The organism is Delftia sp. PX-1, assembly GCF_055797465.1.
The window spans coordinates 4,716,432-4,730,701 of record NZ_CP184763.1; the positions used below are offsets into that span (position 1 = coordinate 4,716,432).

General features: G+C 66.3%; 17 protein-coding genes. 1 reads left to right on the forward strand and 16 read right to left on the reverse strand.

Annotated features, from left to right (window positions below; all coding sequences use genetic code 11):
* Window positions 1-24: 24 nt before the first annotated feature.
* Window positions 25-696 (forward strand): hypothetical protein, encoded by a 672-nt coding sequence (locus ACN20X_RS21690; RefSeq protein ID WP_473209896.1) that lies wholly within the window; start codon window positions 25-27, stop codon window positions 694-696.
* Here the strand turns inward: ACN20X_RS21690 and ACN20X_RS21695 are convergent.
* From ACN20X_RS21695 to ACN20X_RS21770, 16 genes are all read right to left on the reverse strand, one after another.
* A complete protein-coding gene (locus ACN20X_RS21695; RefSeq protein WP_473209897.1) occupies window positions 693-2,318 on the reverse strand; it encodes a hypothetical protein in 1,626 nt (541 codons plus the stop codon). The two genes, ACN20X_RS21690 and ACN20X_RS21695, sit on opposite strands and share 4 nt — an antisense overlap.
* Before the next feature lie 11 nt (window positions 2,319-2,329).
* Window positions 2,330-3,001 (reverse strand): phage adaptor protein, encoded by a 672-nt coding sequence (locus tag ACN20X_RS21700; RefSeq protein WP_473209898.1) that lies wholly within the window; start codon window positions 2,999-3,001, stop codon window positions 2,330-2,332.
* 1 nt (window position 3,002) lies between these two features.
* Complete coding sequence (locus tag ACN20X_RS21705) at window positions 3,003-3,470, reverse strand: hypothetical protein (protein WP_473209899.1); 468 nt, start codon at window positions 3,468-3,470, stop codon at window positions 3,003-3,005.
* Window positions 3,471-3,546: 76 nt separating this feature from the next.
* On the reverse strand, window positions 3,547-4,023 hold the full coding sequence (locus ACN20X_RS21710; protein ID WP_473209900.1) for a hypothetical protein: 477 nt from the start codon (window positions 4,021-4,023) through the stop codon (window positions 3,547-3,549).
* A gap of 73 nt (window positions 4,024-4,096) precedes the next feature.
* Window positions 4,097-5,389 (reverse strand): phage capsid family protein, encoded by a 1,293-nt coding sequence (locus tag ACN20X_RS21715; protein ID WP_473209901.1) that lies wholly within the window; start codon window positions 5,387-5,389, stop codon window positions 4,097-4,099.
* Window positions 5,390-5,459: 70 nt separating this feature from the next.
* Window positions 5,460-6,560, reverse strand: coding sequence for a hypothetical protein (locus ACN20X_RS21720; RefSeq protein ID WP_473209902.1), 1,101 nt, complete (start codon window positions 6,558-6,560; stop codon window positions 5,460-5,462).
* Window positions 6,561-6,780: 220 nt separating this feature from the next.
* A complete protein-coding gene (locus ACN20X_RS21725; protein ID WP_473209903.1) occupies window positions 6,781-9,045 on the reverse strand; it encodes a portal protein in 2,265 nt (754 codons plus the stop codon).
* A gap of 9 nt (window positions 9,046-9,054) precedes the next feature.
* Entirely contained in the window at window positions 9,055-10,665 is a 1,611-nt protein-coding gene (locus tag ACN20X_RS21730; protein WP_473209904.1) for a terminase, read from the reverse strand.
* A gap of 4 nt (window positions 10,666-10,669) precedes the next feature.
* The gene (locus tag ACN20X_RS21735; RefSeq protein ID WP_473209905.1) at window positions 10,670-11,572 is read right to left on the reverse strand and encodes a terminase small subunit; all 903 of its coding nucleotides are present in this window, start codon (window positions 11,570-11,572) and stop codon (window positions 10,670-10,672) included.
* 148 nt (window positions 11,573-11,720) lie between these two features.
* Complete coding sequence (locus ACN20X_RS21740) at window positions 11,721-12,275, reverse strand: hypothetical protein (RefSeq protein WP_126312996.1); 555 nt, start codon at window positions 12,273-12,275, stop codon at window positions 11,721-11,723.
* Window positions 12,272-12,793 (reverse strand): hypothetical protein, encoded by a 522-nt coding sequence (locus ACN20X_RS21745; protein ID WP_473209906.1) that lies wholly within the window; start codon window positions 12,791-12,793, stop codon window positions 12,272-12,274. Before ACN20X_RS21745 ends, ACN20X_RS21740 begins: the two co-directional genes overlap by 4 nt.
* Entirely contained in the window at window positions 12,784-13,065 is a 282-nt protein-coding gene (locus ACN20X_RS21750; protein ID WP_473209907.1) for a hypothetical protein, read from the reverse strand. Before ACN20X_RS21750 ends, ACN20X_RS21745 begins: the two co-directional genes overlap by 10 nt.
* Before the next feature lie 5 nt (window positions 13,066-13,070).
* Window positions 13,071-13,328, reverse strand: coding sequence for a hypothetical protein (locus ACN20X_RS21755; protein ID WP_473209908.1), 258 nt, complete (start codon window positions 13,326-13,328; stop codon window positions 13,071-13,073).
* The gene (locus ACN20X_RS21760) at window positions 13,321-13,641 is read right to left on the reverse strand and encodes a DUF4406 domain-containing protein (RefSeq protein ID WP_473209909.1); all 321 of its coding nucleotides are present in this window, start codon (window positions 13,639-13,641) and stop codon (window positions 13,321-13,323) included. The genes ACN20X_RS21755 and ACN20X_RS21760 overlap by 8 nt, the downstream gene beginning before the upstream one ends.
* On the reverse strand, window positions 13,638-14,105 hold the full coding sequence (locus tag ACN20X_RS21765) for a hypothetical protein (protein WP_473209910.1): 468 nt from the start codon (window positions 14,103-14,105) through the stop codon (window positions 13,638-13,640). The genes ACN20X_RS21760 and ACN20X_RS21765 overlap by 4 nt, the downstream gene beginning before the upstream one ends.
* Window positions 14,102-14,266, reverse strand: coding sequence for a hypothetical protein (locus tag ACN20X_RS21770; protein WP_473209911.1), 165 nt, complete (start codon window positions 14,264-14,266; stop codon window positions 14,102-14,104). The genes ACN20X_RS21765 and ACN20X_RS21770 overlap by 4 nt, the downstream gene beginning before the upstream one ends.
* Window positions 14,267-14,270: the final 4 nt, after the last annotated feature.

Here is a 14,270-nt window from a genome sequence, read left to right on the forward strand (position 1 = left end):
CGCGATGGAGGGTGTATGTTTTTAATGCACAAGGTCGCATGCTCGGCTGTACTTGCAATTGCGGTTCCCGCTTTCGCCGCTGACTACGCCACCTGCCTCCTGGACAAGCTCCCGGGCGTGAAGAACGCGCCGGCCCACGCAGCTGCGCTGAACCTGTGCGCCCAGCAGCACCCTGACAAGTTCTTCGAGGTCCGCCGCGGCTCGGGCCGTGGCCTGCTGGGCCCGAAGTCTCCAGAGCAGTGCACGCTGGACAAGGCGCGCGACACGTCCTGGCAGCCGGCGGCGGGGATGATCATGCGCGCGTGCGGGTGCCTGTACACGCCGAGCGCTGGCCCGACGGACATGTGCGAGCGGTATCCGCTGTCTGCGGAGATTCGCGCGCAGCACCCGCTGGTGAAGACAGATGCCGACCTGCTGAAGCTGGAGACGCACTACAGGAAGATCTACGCCGCGCACCCAGATGCTGATGCGCTGTTCGCGCGCAAGGACTTCTGGGCGTGGGTGACGCAGGACAAGGGCAGGGAGCAGACCCTGACCAAGGGCTCCACGGCCGATGTGGTCAGGGTGCTGGGCGATTTCAAATCTTCAGGCCGCGCCAACACCACGTGGCTGGACAGATCTTCGACAGTGGTAGCGCCAGAGAGCGAAATTGAACGCTTCCTCCGTGACGCCCCACCACAGCGACCCGCCCCTTAGGAATACCCCAGCTTTCGAAGTGCCTCAGCTCGCTGCTGCACCGACAGGCTCGTGTCGTTTTTTATCGCGACAGCCTTCTCGTTCTTCGAAATATCTTCCAAGCGAGCGCCGGCATCCACCTGCTGCACCTCGCCCGTGACGGCGTTGTGCCGGATGATGCTGCCCTGGCTTGTGGAACCATCGGCATTCTTGACCGCAGGTGTGACCGTGACCTTCCAGGGTGACGGATCTGCATCACCACGGATCGCGCGCATCGACTGCTGAGCCTGCTGCTTCTGCAGGGGCGTGGCATTGGGGTCGAGGAGCGTATTGCGCAGCTGCTCTTCCTGGCGTTGAGCCCGGGTCTTGAAGCCGCGCGCTTCGGCCTCGCCCTGCAGGCGCTGCTGCTCGATGCCCACGCGCATGCCCGTGCGCCCGGTTTCCCCGGCCTGCTGCATGGCTTCGCGCTGCAGACCGCCTTCCTGCTGGATGCCTTCGCGCGCCAGGCCCGCGTTCTGGCGCATGGTCTCGGCATCCAGTCCTGGCTGGGCCTGGCGCAGCGCCGAGTCGGTCTGCAGGGCGGCCTGGTAGGCGGCCACGGCCGGCGGCGGGCCGGACTGAGCGCCACCGCCACGGAAGCGGGCCATGCCTGTGCCGCTCCACTCGGGCCGATTCGCGATGCTGCTCGCGCCGGTCTCCAGGTTCTGGAGGTCCTTGCGGGCCTGCCAGTCGTTGCCGGAGTGGGCTACGGTTGGTGCACGGAAGCCGGGGAAGCCCAGGCGTGGCTGCTCGACCTCGGTGCGTTGGCCAGGCGTAAAGCCGCGGGCTGTCGATTGGTCGGCCAGGTTTTGGGCCGCCAGGTCGTTTTGCCGGGAGGGCAAGCCGCGCGGCTGGGCGCCCAAAGCCGCACCCTGTGCACTATCGGAAAAGCTGTTGCCCTGACGGAAGATCCCGGGCTGGATTTCCTGCGGCGCGGCCGAGCTGGGCGGGCCCATGGTGCTGCCGGCGGGAGGCGTGGCCTGCGGCGTTGCAACTGAGCTTGCTGGAGCCGTGGAGGGCGCGGGGCTCGCCATCGTGGAGGCGGCAGCAGGTGCTGCGGCTGCAGCGGCACCGCCTCCGATCCCGGCTCCGACCGCAAGTCCGCGCGCGGCGTTGGTTCCGGAGTTGATGGCACCGCTGATGGCCCCGCCCGTGCGCGCGAGGGCAGACGCACTGCCGCCCAGTGCACCAGGCACAGCATTGGCCAGGTTCGACACATTGCGGCCCAGCTCGGTATTCATGGGATTGGACTGCGAGCCGTCTGGAGCCGGCGCCTTGGGGTAGCCGTCCGTCGGGATCTGGTCCTCAGGCCGGCCACCATTGGCGAAGAACACCTTTGGCTTGAAGCCGCGCGGCACGAATGCCTGCTCGGGTGCTGGTGTGTGGGTGGCATCGACGGCGGCCTGCAGCGCACCAGCGCCGCCCATGGCGTGCACGGTATCGGGAGGCAGGACAAACTCGCCGGGCTTCACCATGGCAGGGATGGAGTCGGGCGCCTGGTTCTGGGCCTCGGCCAGAGCCGCGGCCTTGCTGCGCGGGCGAAAGCCCAGCCGCGGCTGCTCTGCCGCCTGCGCTTCTCGCCGACCTGGTTGAAAGCCGAACATGATGGCTCTCCTCAAAGAATGATGGATTCGGTGACGTGAGGCTGGTCCTCACGGGTTTGGCGGCGCAAATCGGAGTCGGGCCGTCGGCCGAAGTACCGCGTGAACTCCGCCTCAGCCAATGCCGCGCGCGTCGGGTCGAAACCATCCGCGTCTGGCTGGGAGAACGCACGGTGTAGGGCCCAGAGCACCAGCTTTTCATGGCTGAAGGCATGGATCTCGGGCGACTCGCCCGGGCTGCACATGGGTCGCATCGGAAGGCGGTAGCCCTCCAGAATCAGACGCCCGTCGCGCGGCGGCGCCGGCACGAGTCGGATGGATCGTTCGCCCTGCACAGCCCAGCGCATGCAGTCAAGACGCTTGTGGCGCCACCCCGGCTGATGGCGGTCCAGCCATTCAGTGGAAACCAGCGTCAACTCCTGTGGTTCCCGCGCGCCGTCGATCTCGTAGGCGAGATAGGTGATCTCGTACAGGGCGGGGTGCAGAGGATAGGTGGCCTGGCCTTCCTTCACCGGCACTTGGCAGACTTGAGGTCGCTCCACTTCCAACAGAAGCCGGCCGCGCACCGCCGCTTCAGCCACGGCCTCGTTCAGCCAGGCTGTCACCAGTTCCTCGCCCCAAAGGTAGGGCTTCACGCAGTCTTTGGAGTCGGCGCGGAAGCGGTTAATCAGATCCTGGAGCGTCATATCAGCGTGCTCCGAACTGCTCGATCAGGTTGGCCACCTCGGCGCGCATCTTGGCCTCACCCTTGCGCGCGTCGAGCTTGACCTCGTACTTCGCCGCGTATTCGGCCAGGGCGCCCTTGTCCATGCCCTCGATGGTCAGCAGCATGGCCTCGGTGGCCGCGCGCTCTTGCTGCTGCAGCTGCTCTGCCTGCTGCTGGGTGGCCTGCGCCTGCTGGAGCGCTGCGTCGTCCTGCGCCTGCGTGGTGTCAGGCTGTTGCGCCTGCTGGTCCTGCTCGCCCTGCTGGTCGGCAGGCTGCAGCTGCTCTGCCTGCTGCTGATCGACGGGCGCGCGGCGGAACTCTACGAAACGCAGCAGCTTGCGCGCGACGGCCTCGGGCACCAACTTGGTATCGCCAGGCTCCCAATGGGTGGCTGCGTGACGGTCGTGATAGGGCTTCTTGCCCGTGTATTCCAGCTTATCGAACTTCATGATTCGCTCCGTTCATGTGAAACAAGCCGGACAGGCCGGCTTGCTGCATGGTTCATCGCCGCGAGCGCGGCTTCGATCAGGCCACGCCTTCGGGGACGCCCAGCACCACCACGTCCAGCGCGCTGGCCTTGGCGTTGTCCGCGCCGCCCACGGTCAGGATCAGGTAGACATCCTTGGGCAGCGTGATGACCGGGTTGGCAGTGGCGTTGCGCAGGCGCGCCGTGGCGGCCAGGTTCACGGCCGCGCCGAAGTAGTCGTCGTCCTGGGGCACGGCCGGCACATCCACGCCGTCGGCATACTCGAAGCCGATCTTTGCGGTGACGGATGCCGTCATGCCTACGGAAACGACGACCAGGCTGTCGATCAGCTTGAAGCCAGCAGGCAGCAGGCCCAGGCGGATCTTTGTGCCCTGGATGGCGGGCGTCAGGATGTCGCCGCCCAGGGCCGCGCCGGCCGCATTGGTGGCCAGGGTGTAATGCAGGGCGCTCAGGTTGCCCCACGGCGTCGCGCCCAGGCGATTGCTGGCGGACTGCACTTTGGTGATGGTTGCCATGTTGGCCTCCGATGAAATGGTGAAGAACTCAGCGGAGGACAGGCGATCAGCTGACCGCCCGCCCTGGGCCGCGTCAGTTGCGCTCGCCGATGATGCGCACGGCGGTGTCGATGGCCGTCGCACCGTGGTCGGTGAAGTGCTTCTGGCCATTGCCCTGCGACACCAGCCAGCGAATCTTGAACACGCCCATGATGGCGCCGATCAGCAGCTCCATCTTGTCGTCGTGATCGAAGCTCTTCTCGGACCAGAAGAACGGCATGCCGCCGTGCTTGGACTTGCCGAAGGCCTGGGCCAGCGACTGGCCGCCCAGCAGGATCGCGCGGTCCACCGCGTGGGTGGTGCCGAACGAGGCCGGCACCACGCAGGTGCTTTCAGTTTCGGTCGTGTACGAGCCGCAGTAGCGCACCGTGTCACCGGCATAGAAGCGGATCGGCTTGGGCATCTTGCAGATCAGGATGCCGTTCCAGAGGCCCACTTCACCCAAGAACAGGGGGTGGTTGTTGGCCTTGGCAGCACGGGCCAGGGCATTCGCCTGGAACTGGCGGAAGCCGGGGTCCTGGGCGAAAGCGTGGTACTGCGCGGGCGAGACCAGCAGAACGCGCAGCGGCGAATCCTCGGCCACCTTGTCCTCGGGGATCTTGATGGCGGGCGGCGGCAGAGGGATCGATTCCATCGTCGTGCGAATGCTGTCCACCACATCCATGCCGAGCACGTCGGTGGATGCAATGTCCAGCTCGCCCGCGTTGGCGGCCACTGTCTTGATGGCATCGCCGTCCGCCACGAAATGGCGATTGCGCGTAGGGGCCTTCACTTCATTGATGGCGAATTCCGCAAAGTCCGGATGGGCTTCGGTCGGCAGACGCCATTCAATGTTGTCGTGGAAGCCGCGCGCGCCAGCCAGGTGGGTCAGCATCAGCTGGTCCTGATAGCCATTCATCAGCGACAGCGCAATGGGCCGGCCGATGCGACGGAATTCCACGGGGGAATTCATGTTGGTCATCGTGTCGCCCAGGTCCACGGGGAATCGGACCTGGTTCACACGCACGCGGCCGTTGTCCAGCTCGATGCCCGTGCCCTTGCCTTCGGCCATGCGGCTGCCCATGATGGGATAGGCGTTGGTGGGCTGCACGAAGTGGAACTCCACCTCGGAGCCCTTGCCGCGCGTCAGATCCACCGAGCGCACGATGGGCATGTCGGTGGAGGTCTGCTTGCTCAGGACGGCGCTGACGTGAGCCTCGCCTTGGGGGACGGTGCCCACCATGCGGTTCAGCGTCGAATTGCGCTGCATGGACTGAGCGAACAGCCCGGCAGCCTGGACGAATTGGGCATTCGGCGAACCGGTTGCCACATTGGTTTTTCCGGACATATGTCCTCCGTCTTGGGGAGAGGGCTGCCTCATCACGAGGTGGCCCGGGTTTCAAAAAATATTCAGCGGTTCACGCCAAGCTGTTCATCAAGGCATCGATCTTTGCCGGTGACATACCGCTCATCACGTTGAGCAGCGCCGCGGGGTTGTTGGCCAGTGCCTGCGCGCGCTCCGCTTCACTGGCACCAGCAGCCGCGCCCGTCAGTTCGGACAGACTCACCGGCACGGCCTGCTCTGCGTCAGCTTTTGCCTTTGCCACGGCCGCGTCCACGGCATTGGCAGGAGCGGCAGGGCTGGCGGCGGGAGCAGCTGCGGACCGGGCACCCTTGAAGGTGCTGAAGACTTCCACGATCTCGGCAGCGGAACCGTTCTGCAGGACATTGGCCACGGCTGCGCGCGCAAAAGCAGGCTGGGCATCCACCCACTGCTTGAACTCGGCAGAGTCGGCAATTTCGTCCGCGTCGGCATGGGCTGCATAGATCGCGTTGTCGTGCGCCTGCCGGGCGCTGACCTGTTCACGCTGCTGCAGCGGCTGCATCGCCTGGGCCAGGCGCGCGTCCACCAGTGCAGCAGCACGCTGGTCCACCAGCGCAGCCACGCCCTTGGCGATCCCCTCCTCCGAGAAGTCGCCGAACAGAGTCATGTCCACGCCTTGTGCGGCTGCGGCTTGGGCAATAGCCAGATTCTTGTCGGCCGAGGTTGGCGCCGCGCCCGCTTGCTCGCGGGCCACGGCATCCGCCTGGGCCTGAGCGAGGTTGCTTTGCTGACTGCGGGTCAACTGGTCGATCTGAGCCTTCAAGGTGGCGTTCTCGCTCTCCAGCGAGTCGCCGCGCGCCTTGAACTGGTCACGCTCGGTGCGGGCCTGGGCCAGCTTTTCAAAGGGGATCGTGTAGCTGCCCGACTTGCTGGCAATGGGCGCACCGGCCGGCTCGTCATCCTGAGCGGGCGTCGCGCCTGCAGCAGGTGCAGGAGCAGGGGATGCTGCAACAGCGGTGGCTGCAGCAGGAGCGGCAGAAGGCGCTGCAGCGGCTTGCTCAGCACCAGGGGTGGCAGTTGCGGGAGTAGCAGTGCTCGCGGCGTTGCTGGCTTCGGCGGTCTGGGCCGCATCCGCGTCCAGATCCAGTTGGCCTGCAAAGGCGGATTCGAGCAGTTGCTCAGGTGACATCGGCATGTAGGTGCTCCACATCCCCGGCTATCCGGCCGGGCCTGTTTGAGGGGGCACGCAGATTCGAGGATCAGGCCGGGGCCGAAGCCCCGACCATCACGCTCTCCAGCTGCGGGAGGTGCCGACCCATCACGGGCAGGCTTCTCGTCTCTGGCTTTCGCCTTCAACGTGGAACACAGTGTCGGTCGCCATGCGCGCCGCAGCCAACTCTGGACGGAGTGAAGCGCTACAGGTTGTCGGCTGGGGTGGCGGTCTCGATCCCTTGCATGCCGCGCGCCGGCTCCTGCGGGATGGGCGGGAATGCAGGGCTGGTGTTCTCGCGCACCTGGCCGATGTCGCCGGCCGCGCCCGGCCCGCCCGGCTGAGGCGCGGGGCCGCCGGCCGCCACGTCCGGCACCGGGAAGTCTGGATCGTCGCCACCAGGGTTGGGCTTCTGGTAACCAGCGCCCTGCATGATGGCGTCCGCGATGGGCGCGATGGCAGGATTCATGGCGACCTGGGCCCCGCCCTGCATCGCCGAGAAGGCGGCCTGCACGCCTACCTGCACAGCGTCGGCCATCACCTTCTTGATCTGGGCATCGGTGAGGCGCTCCTTCATTTCCAGCTCGCGCGCCTTCAGCTCGTGACCTGCCTTCACCAGCGCGGCCTGCACCTCCTGCTGCACACGCTGCTCGATCTGCTCCGGCGTCTGCTGGCCAGTTGCCGCGCGGATGGCCTCCACCACCTGCTTCTTGCGGGGCAGATCCATCAGGTCGATCAGGAATGGCAGCGCGACCACCTGGATATGCTCCGGCAAGGACTTCACCGCCTCGGACAGCGAGCTGAGCTGCTGGCCTCGGAAGCTGCTGGTGCTCGGCACGTCCTCCAGAGCGACCTTCATGCGCGTGCGCAGCACATCGTTGGACCGATAGGCCAAGCCTGTGTCGGGGTCCTCTTCGGCCTTGTTCAGCACCACGGTGCGCGGTGGGTTGAGCACGTCGCCCTCGATCACGATGGTCTGCTCCTCGTCGCCCATGTCCTCGATGATCAGCGACATCAGCAGCTCGCCGACCATCGTGCGCCCGTCCTTGGTGTTGTCCATCAAGTCAGCCATGCCGATCTGGGACTGCTCCACCTGGGTGGTTTCCTGCAGTCCGCTGCGCGCGGTGCCGGCCTGGCCCTGCATGGCCGGCGTGACGGGGCTGACACGGCCCAGCGCGCGCCGGCTGTCTTCCATCAACTGGAAGTGCTGTGCATCGAGTTGGAAATCGCGGTGCACCTGAAAGCGCGCGCCCTCCTGCTGCATGTGTTCTGCGTCGAGAACAATGTCTGCGTCAGGCCTGGCCAGTTGCTGACGCAACTGCGCATCGGTCATCGCTGTGGCGCCCTTGGTCCGCTCCACTCGCTGCGAGGCCATGCCCCAGCGCAGCTTTGCCATGGTGCTGTTCAGGTTGTCCTGCGGGAAGAGCATGTCGCGCACCAGGCCGAAGGGCATGCCCGTCTGGTCTTCCCGATAGCCCCAGAACGGCACGTATGGAAAATGCTGGTGCGGGTATGGCGTGGGGCCGTCGTGCAGGCAGATGGGACCGATCCAGTAGGACCGGCGCAGCCGCGTGACGGTCTCGCGCGACAGCGTGCCCGCGCCCGAGGCCACGGCCAGGCGGTGCTGCTGGTTGGATTCATCGAACTCAACCACGCGGCCGCCGCGCAGGCGCAGCACGAGCGCCGGCACCCAGCGCCGGTACCAGAGTTCGCAAAGGCTGAGTTCATCGGTCTCGGAGCGGTACCAGGCATGCTCGCGCGGAGTCCAGGCCCGGGAAACATCCAACCCCGGCACCAGGCCTGTGGAGTAGCCGCCCTCGCCCAGGTAGCCGCCGTATCCGCCAGGACCAGATGCGGAGTCGGCGCGCATGATCAGGTCCCGGTGCTTGGGAAATGCCGCCGCGACACGGTCTTTGCGGATGAACCGCTCCCGGAGCAGCCAGTGCGCATCGGACAGGTCATCCTCCTGCGCTCGGATGTCCCACCAGATTTCATTGCGGTGCACATACCGGCAGCGGTAGGGATAGGCAAAGGGGTCGCTGGCCCGCGCGACCTCCACCCAGCCCAGGCCCACGCTCACCTGGGGCTTGAAGGCATCGCTGATCGCGCGATCTGCACGGCTGTGGCGTTCGGCCTGGTTCAGCCGGAAATTGAGCGCATCGGCCACGTCCTGGCCACCCGGGTCGCCGTCGGGAGTCACGCGCCAGTCGGTCCGCGTCTTGGCCTCGTATCCGCACACGGCCGCAATCGCTGGGCCGATGATGTTCTCCTTGGCCGGCGGGATGCCGAAGCGCTTCATGCGCGCGAGTAGTTCGCTGCCGAGCTGGTTGCCGTCGGCATAGTCGGCTTCCATGTCGGCCTGCCGGCGCCACGGCGGCTGCTCCAGGATGTCATCGATGATGCGGGCATATTCGTGCGGCGTCAGCGCCGCGCCCAGGTCTGCAGTGCTTGGGGGGGTTGCATAGTTCATGGCAGTGCCTCACGCGCGCCAGTCCGGCGCATCCTCTTCCTCTTCGGGCTCAGCGCGCGCGCCGTACCCATCGTCATTGGGGTTGAAGAGCCCGCTTTCCTTGGCTTGGGCCCACTGCCGAAGCGCGTCCGCGCCTTCCGTGCAGCCGTTGGACTTGTCGGGCTCATCGATGAATTTGTTCAGCGCCCGGCTGAATTTCTTGCTGTAGCCGCGCAGGCGCTCCAGGCCGAAGGCACAGGCTTCCCGGTCGAACCAGGCGCCGCGCAGGTGCTTGCGCACCAGGTTGACGCCTGTCTGCAGCTCGGTGATGCGCGGCACCACGGTGAATTTCTGGCCGGGCATGAGGGCCTGCAGCTGCTGCTTGGTGGATCGGTTGGTGTCGCCCAATCGCTTGTGATTCGCGTCGTGCGGCAGGAAGTGCGCGCCGAACACGTAGCCGAGGCCCTGCAGGTGCCGCACGTAGTGCCGCAGGTCTTCCTCGTGCTCTTCGTAGTAGTTGATGAAGCGGTCCTCGCCGCGCAGGGACTGCATGAACCAGATGGCCGTCCCGTCCGCGCGCCCGATGTCCCAGAAGGTGTAGACGGGCATATCCAGCTCTGGCACCGAGGTGATGCCGCCGCGCTTCGTGAGCGCGACCATGGCCTTGGCGTAGTACCGGCCCGCGCTCGACTGCTGGAATGCCTCGGCTGGCGTGGATGGGTATTCCTGCCACATGCGCTCAGGAGCGCCGGGGAAGTCAGCCTCCTGGGTGGCCACATACCAGGCCCTCTGCTCTAGATCGATGGTGCACTGCATCTCGACCTCGACCTGGTCGAAATAGTCGTGCTGCTCGCGCGTGACATGGACCAGGCCCGCGTCCATGCGGTAGTTGGGCTCCTGCCACCATGCGTAGAAGTGGAAGCGGTAGTCGCGCGGGCTTAGCTTCTTGTGCGTGTAGTGCAGGGCCTCCGCACGCTGGGACAGGTGGTAGAACTCGCCGTTGGCGCCTTCGGCCGTGCTCTCGATCACTAGGATGCCCGTGGTGGGCACGGCCGGGATGGAGCCGGTCATCACCTCCTTGGCCTTGTGCGGGAAGCGCGCCGAGATCTTGCCCAGCTCGGAGACGTGCAGCCGGTGGATGGTGCCCGAGCGCATGGAGGTGGCCACGCGCACGCTGCTGTTGTTGTGGGCAAACAGCAGTTCCACCGCGCTATCGCGCGCCAGGGGGAAGCGGTCGCGGATCTCCTCGGGCAGGTTCTCGTAGGCGTACTTCACCTTGTCCCGGAAGATGGCCTCGGCCGCCTCGCGGTCGTGCGCGATGATGCCGCAGCGCTGGTCCGCATTGAACAGCGCATGGTCCAGCCACAGGATTGCGATCAGGGTGGTGAAGCCCAGCTGCCGCGCCTTCAGAATGATGTTGCGGTGCCAGAGCCGGCTGATGAAACGCTTCTGAGCGCGATTGGGCCGGAAGGGCATGGTGAAGGTGTCAGCCTCTTCCCCATCCTTGGAATCGCCCTTGACCATGATCTTGTACAGGCAGCCGGAGAACAGGCGCCATTCGGGATCACGCAAGCATCGCTCCAGCTCCTCGGGCGTGTCGGGGAGCCGGTTCAGGGGAGCACTGTGGACGCGCGCGGCCACAGCCTCAATCCCCCTCGTCCGTCGGGTCTTGCTTCACCTGCAGCGTGGAGCCCGCGCGGGGGCCTGTGCGCTCCGGGTCATCTGCAATGGGCGCGAAGCCGTTGCCGTTCTCCTTGGAGATGCGATGCAGCAGCGCGGCTAGCGGGTCCGACTTCTGCCGGTTGTCCCTCTCGTACATGCCCAGGTACTTCCAGATTTTTTCTGCGAAGGCCTCCTTGCTGTGCGTCAGCACCTGCAGGCCGTCTTTCGTGCGCTTCACGCCGGCATACAGCTGTGCAGCGGCTGGGCTCAGGTAGCGGGTGTCCTTGATGACCTCGCGTGCATATCCATCCCCAACGCATGCAGTGCAGTCCGGGTGCGGCGGCCGGTGGGGGTTGAAGCCGATGCCGCCTTCTTCATCGAAATCCTCGGGCGCCTTGCCTTCAGCGCGCCATGACTCGCGTGCATGGTTCATCTCGCTGACGGTGCGCTGGTAGCGGAAGTTCTCGCCCCAGCAATGGCGGCAGCAGGCCACCTTGGTCTCGATCAGCTCACGCGCATCGGCTGTGGCGATCAGCCAAGCCTGCTGGAGCATGGCGTCGGCAGTGATCTGCGTGCGCTCCTGCTGCTGCTTTCGGGCTTCCGCAATCGCGACTTGGATGTGAGGTTTTGACAGGTTCTCCGAGGCGATCTGCCGGGCTGTCTTGGCGCTGTAGCCGGCCCGGATCGCTGCCTGGGTGCCATTCAGGTCAACCAGGAATTCATCGATGAACTTCGATTCCCTCGCGGTCAGCGCCTGCGCGTCCGTGCGCTTGACGGCTGCCCTTTTGGCCGGCGCCTTCTTCAATGCCGGTTTCTCGGTAGCGCTCGGCATCTTCTTGACCGCTGGGCGCTTCGCAGGAACGGCAGAGCCTGCGACCTTCTTCACGGCTGCAGGCTTCTTGGGGACTGGTTTCTTAGGAGGCTCGGACTTGCCGGCAGGACGTTGGGCCATAGCCGGAAGTGTTCCGGCATGGCCTAGGGCCGTCGAACCCTAGCCGGGGTGACGCATCACCCCAACGACTACCTGCCGAAATTCAGACCAGCAGCTGGTCCTGCATCAGCAGATCGCCCTGGCGCGGGTCAGCCTTGCGCTGCACCTTCAACGCTTCCACCTTGCGCTCAAGCGCTCTCCGCTTTGCCACCTCCTCCAGAAGTTGGTCCTGCAGCTCAGTGACGCGCGCCAGGGCCGTGTGCTCGAGCGCGATACCGGCATAGGCCTGGCCCACCATCCCGCCCTCGGTCCTGCTGAAGTGGACGACATGCTCTCCGATCTCCAGGATGGAGCGCCCATCGGTCAGGTGCGTGACCGTCACAGCGCGCGCTGGGCCATGCTGGTGCACAGGGCGATAGCACTGCTTCACCGCCGAAATCATCCCCTCGCCGCGCAGCACCTTGATCCGGTCGTCCACCGTGGTGAGGTTCAGGCCCGTCATCTTGTGGATGCGGTCACGCGTGGGCTCCTCACCCGCCTCATGCAGCTGGCGGATCGCCTCATAGACCTGCGTCAGCGTGGGCACGGCCTCGACAGCGCCAGTGTCCGGGTTCCCGCCGGCTGTTTTGTGGATTGTGCTGGTGGTGGCTTGGTTCATGCGGTTTCACTCCAGAGGGGAAGTCGTGCTGGCCATTGGCCGGATTCGAGGATCGTGTGGCGGGTGATGCGGCCCCACTCCAGGCCGTAGGCGCGGTGCTGTTCGCGGCCGCCTTCCATGAGGCGGTATTGGTCATATGGGATGTGGCAGCCTTCAATGCCTGGGCGAGCGCAGCACAGCGGGAAGCCTGTGCGGTCATCGGTCTTCAGGCCCATGCCCTTGCCGAGGTTCAGGTGCGCGTGCTGGGAGAACCCGCAGATGCCGCACCACATGCACGGGAGCGCTGCGACGGCGCGGCGGTAGGCTTCGCATTGGAGGATCTCGGCCTTGGGCACGACCAAGCCCGTGCTGGCCCCGCCCATCACAACGATGCTGGTGCACGCCATCCCGGCCGTGGCGCGGGCGCTGTCCATGGCGCGGGCCGCACGCTGCGCCAGGCGCTCTTCGCGGTCCAGATTGATCGTGCCTGCCACAGGCCATGAACTCTTGGACTTGAACGGCCTGCGTGTCAGCGCCATGGATGCACCCCCCGCCAGGAATCCAGCCGGTTCATTGCCTCCCACGGGAAGGTGTCGAACACGCCGCTGGCGGGCAACGCTGGGCGGACAGGGCAACGCTGATACAGGATGTTTGCTCCGTTCAACGCTGCCCGCGTCAGAGCGGCCTCGCCCTCGGGATTGGGATGAGCCATCAGCTCATCCACCAAAGGCTTCCACGAAGGCGGAAGGATGAAACTGGGCCTGCTGGTCGGGCGGTCGATCAGTTCACGGGCCATTTCGGAGACAAGCATTACCCTCATCGGACATCCCCTTCAACATCGACCTGCACCAGAAAGCCGTGGTCGTCCATGACGCACACGCGCGTCGGGCCGTACTGCTCCAGACGGCAGCAGCGGTTTTCCGACCAGACGGAGAAGCGGTAGCGGCCCAGGGCATCGGGGCCTTCGATGCGCTCACGCATCGCGGCGCCCCGCCACAGGGGCGGGTGTTGGGACGCGGCGCGCACGGGGCCGCGCTGGCCACGGCGCGGAAGATCGGGGCGGAAATCAAGCATGTGCGCCGCCCTCCCCTGCGCCGGCATCGAAGTCCTGCACCTCCAGACCCAGCACGCGCGCCACAAAGCTCTCCAACCGGGCGCCGCGCGACTGCTTCCAGCCCGGCAGCCGGTGGACGGCATCGCAGGTGCACAGCTGCGGCAGCGCCAGACGCATGTAGCCGGCCCAGCTCCCGCACGCTGGCGCGGGGTTCTCGGCCGGGTTCTCGACGTGGTGGCCCTGGGCGCGCAGCATGGCGGCGGCGCGGTTGAAGGCCGGGTAGTTGAACTCAGGCAGCCCCGACATCGGGCCGGCGATGTAGATGCGCTTCATGGCCGGGCCCTCCGGAAGGACCACGCGATCATTGCGGCGTCACGCTGGTGCTGATTGCTGCGGCCAGCCCAGCCGGTCAGGCGGCCGAATGTGGCGGCATCGATCTTGGCGCCGTGGGCTCCGCCGGCCTTCGCGCTGGGCGGCATGCCGTGGCATGGGATGCCCAGCGCGGCGCACAGGCCAACGATGAGCTTGCACCAGGCGTCGATCTCGCCGACGTTGCGGGCGATCTTCTTGCGGGCGCCGTCGCTGCCCTTGGCCGTCCAGGTGCGGCGCGCGGCGCGGCTGTCCTCGAAGATGACCAGCGTGGGCCGGCGCTCCTGCAGCACCAGGGCGATCTGTGCTGGCTCGATCTCCTCCAGAACCTGCAGCTGGCCGTCCACGATCCAGGCCAGGCCCGTGTGCTTGCCCGGATCCATTCCCAGCACCGTGATCGGGCCCTGGTGGCCAGCCGGCAACGTCACGCGCGGGGCGGCGGGCGCCAGGCGAGCGCCTGCAGCTGCTGCACCACCTGCTGCTCGATGTCCACGAACAGCCGGGACTCGTCCCTGTCCAGCTCCCTGGCCCTGGCCTTGACGTACTTCCACCACCCGGGTTGCTGAGCCAGCTTGACGAGGTGCGCCACGGCT

What these genes read in the sequence shown, in the direction of transcription:
- ACN20X_RS21690 (WP_473209896.1), top strand. Translation starts at nt 25, where the DNA reads ATGCACAAGGTCGCATGCTCGGCTGTACTTGCAATTGCGGTTCCCGCT.
- ACN20X_RS21695 (WP_473209897.1), bottom strand. Translation starts at nt 2,318, where the DNA reads ATGTTCGGCTTTCAACCAGGTCGGCGAGAAGCGCAGGCGGCAGAGCAG.
- ACN20X_RS21700 (WP_473209898.1), bottom strand. Translation starts at nt 3,001, where the DNA reads ATGACGCTCCAGGATCTGATTAACCGCTTCCGCGCCGACTCCAAAGAC.
- ACN20X_RS21705 (WP_473209899.1), bottom strand. Translation starts at nt 3,470, where the DNA reads ATGAAGTTCGATAAGCTGGAATACACGGGCAAGAAGCCCTATCACGAC.
- ACN20X_RS21710 (WP_473209900.1), bottom strand. Translation starts at nt 4,023, where the DNA reads ATGGCAACCATCACCAAAGTGCAGTCCGCCAGCAATCGCCTGGGCGCG.
- ACN20X_RS21715 (WP_473209901.1), bottom strand. Translation starts at nt 5,389, where the DNA reads ATGTCCGGAAAAACCAATGTGGCAACCGGTTCGCCGAATGCCCAATTC.
- ACN20X_RS21720 (WP_473209902.1), bottom strand. Translation starts at nt 6,560, where the DNA reads ATGCCGATGTCACCTGAGCAACTGCTCGAATCCGCCTTTGCAGGCCAA.
- ACN20X_RS21725 (WP_473209903.1), bottom strand. Translation starts at nt 9,045, where the DNA reads ATGAACTATGCAACCCCCCCAAGCACTGCAGACCTGGGCGCGGCGCTG.
- ACN20X_RS21740 (WP_126312996.1), bottom strand. Translation starts at nt 12,275, where the DNA reads ATGAACCAAGCCACCACCAGCACAATCCACAAAACAGCCGGCGGGAAC.
- ACN20X_RS21745 (WP_473209906.1), bottom strand. Translation starts at nt 12,793, where the DNA reads ATGGCGCTGACACGCAGGCCGTTCAAGTCCAAGAGTTCATGGCCTGTG.
- ACN20X_RS21750 (WP_473209907.1), bottom strand. Translation starts at nt 13,065, where the DNA reads ATGCTTGTCTCCGAAATGGCCCGTGAACTGATCGACCGCCCGACCAGC.
- ACN20X_RS21755 (WP_473209908.1), bottom strand. Translation starts at nt 13,328, where the DNA reads ATGCTTGATTTCCGCCCCGATCTTCCGCGCCGTGGCCAGCGCGGCCCC.
- ACN20X_RS21760 (WP_473209909.1), bottom strand. Translation starts at nt 13,641, where the DNA reads ATGAAGCGCATCTACATCGCCGGCCCGATGTCGGGGCTGCCTGAGTTC.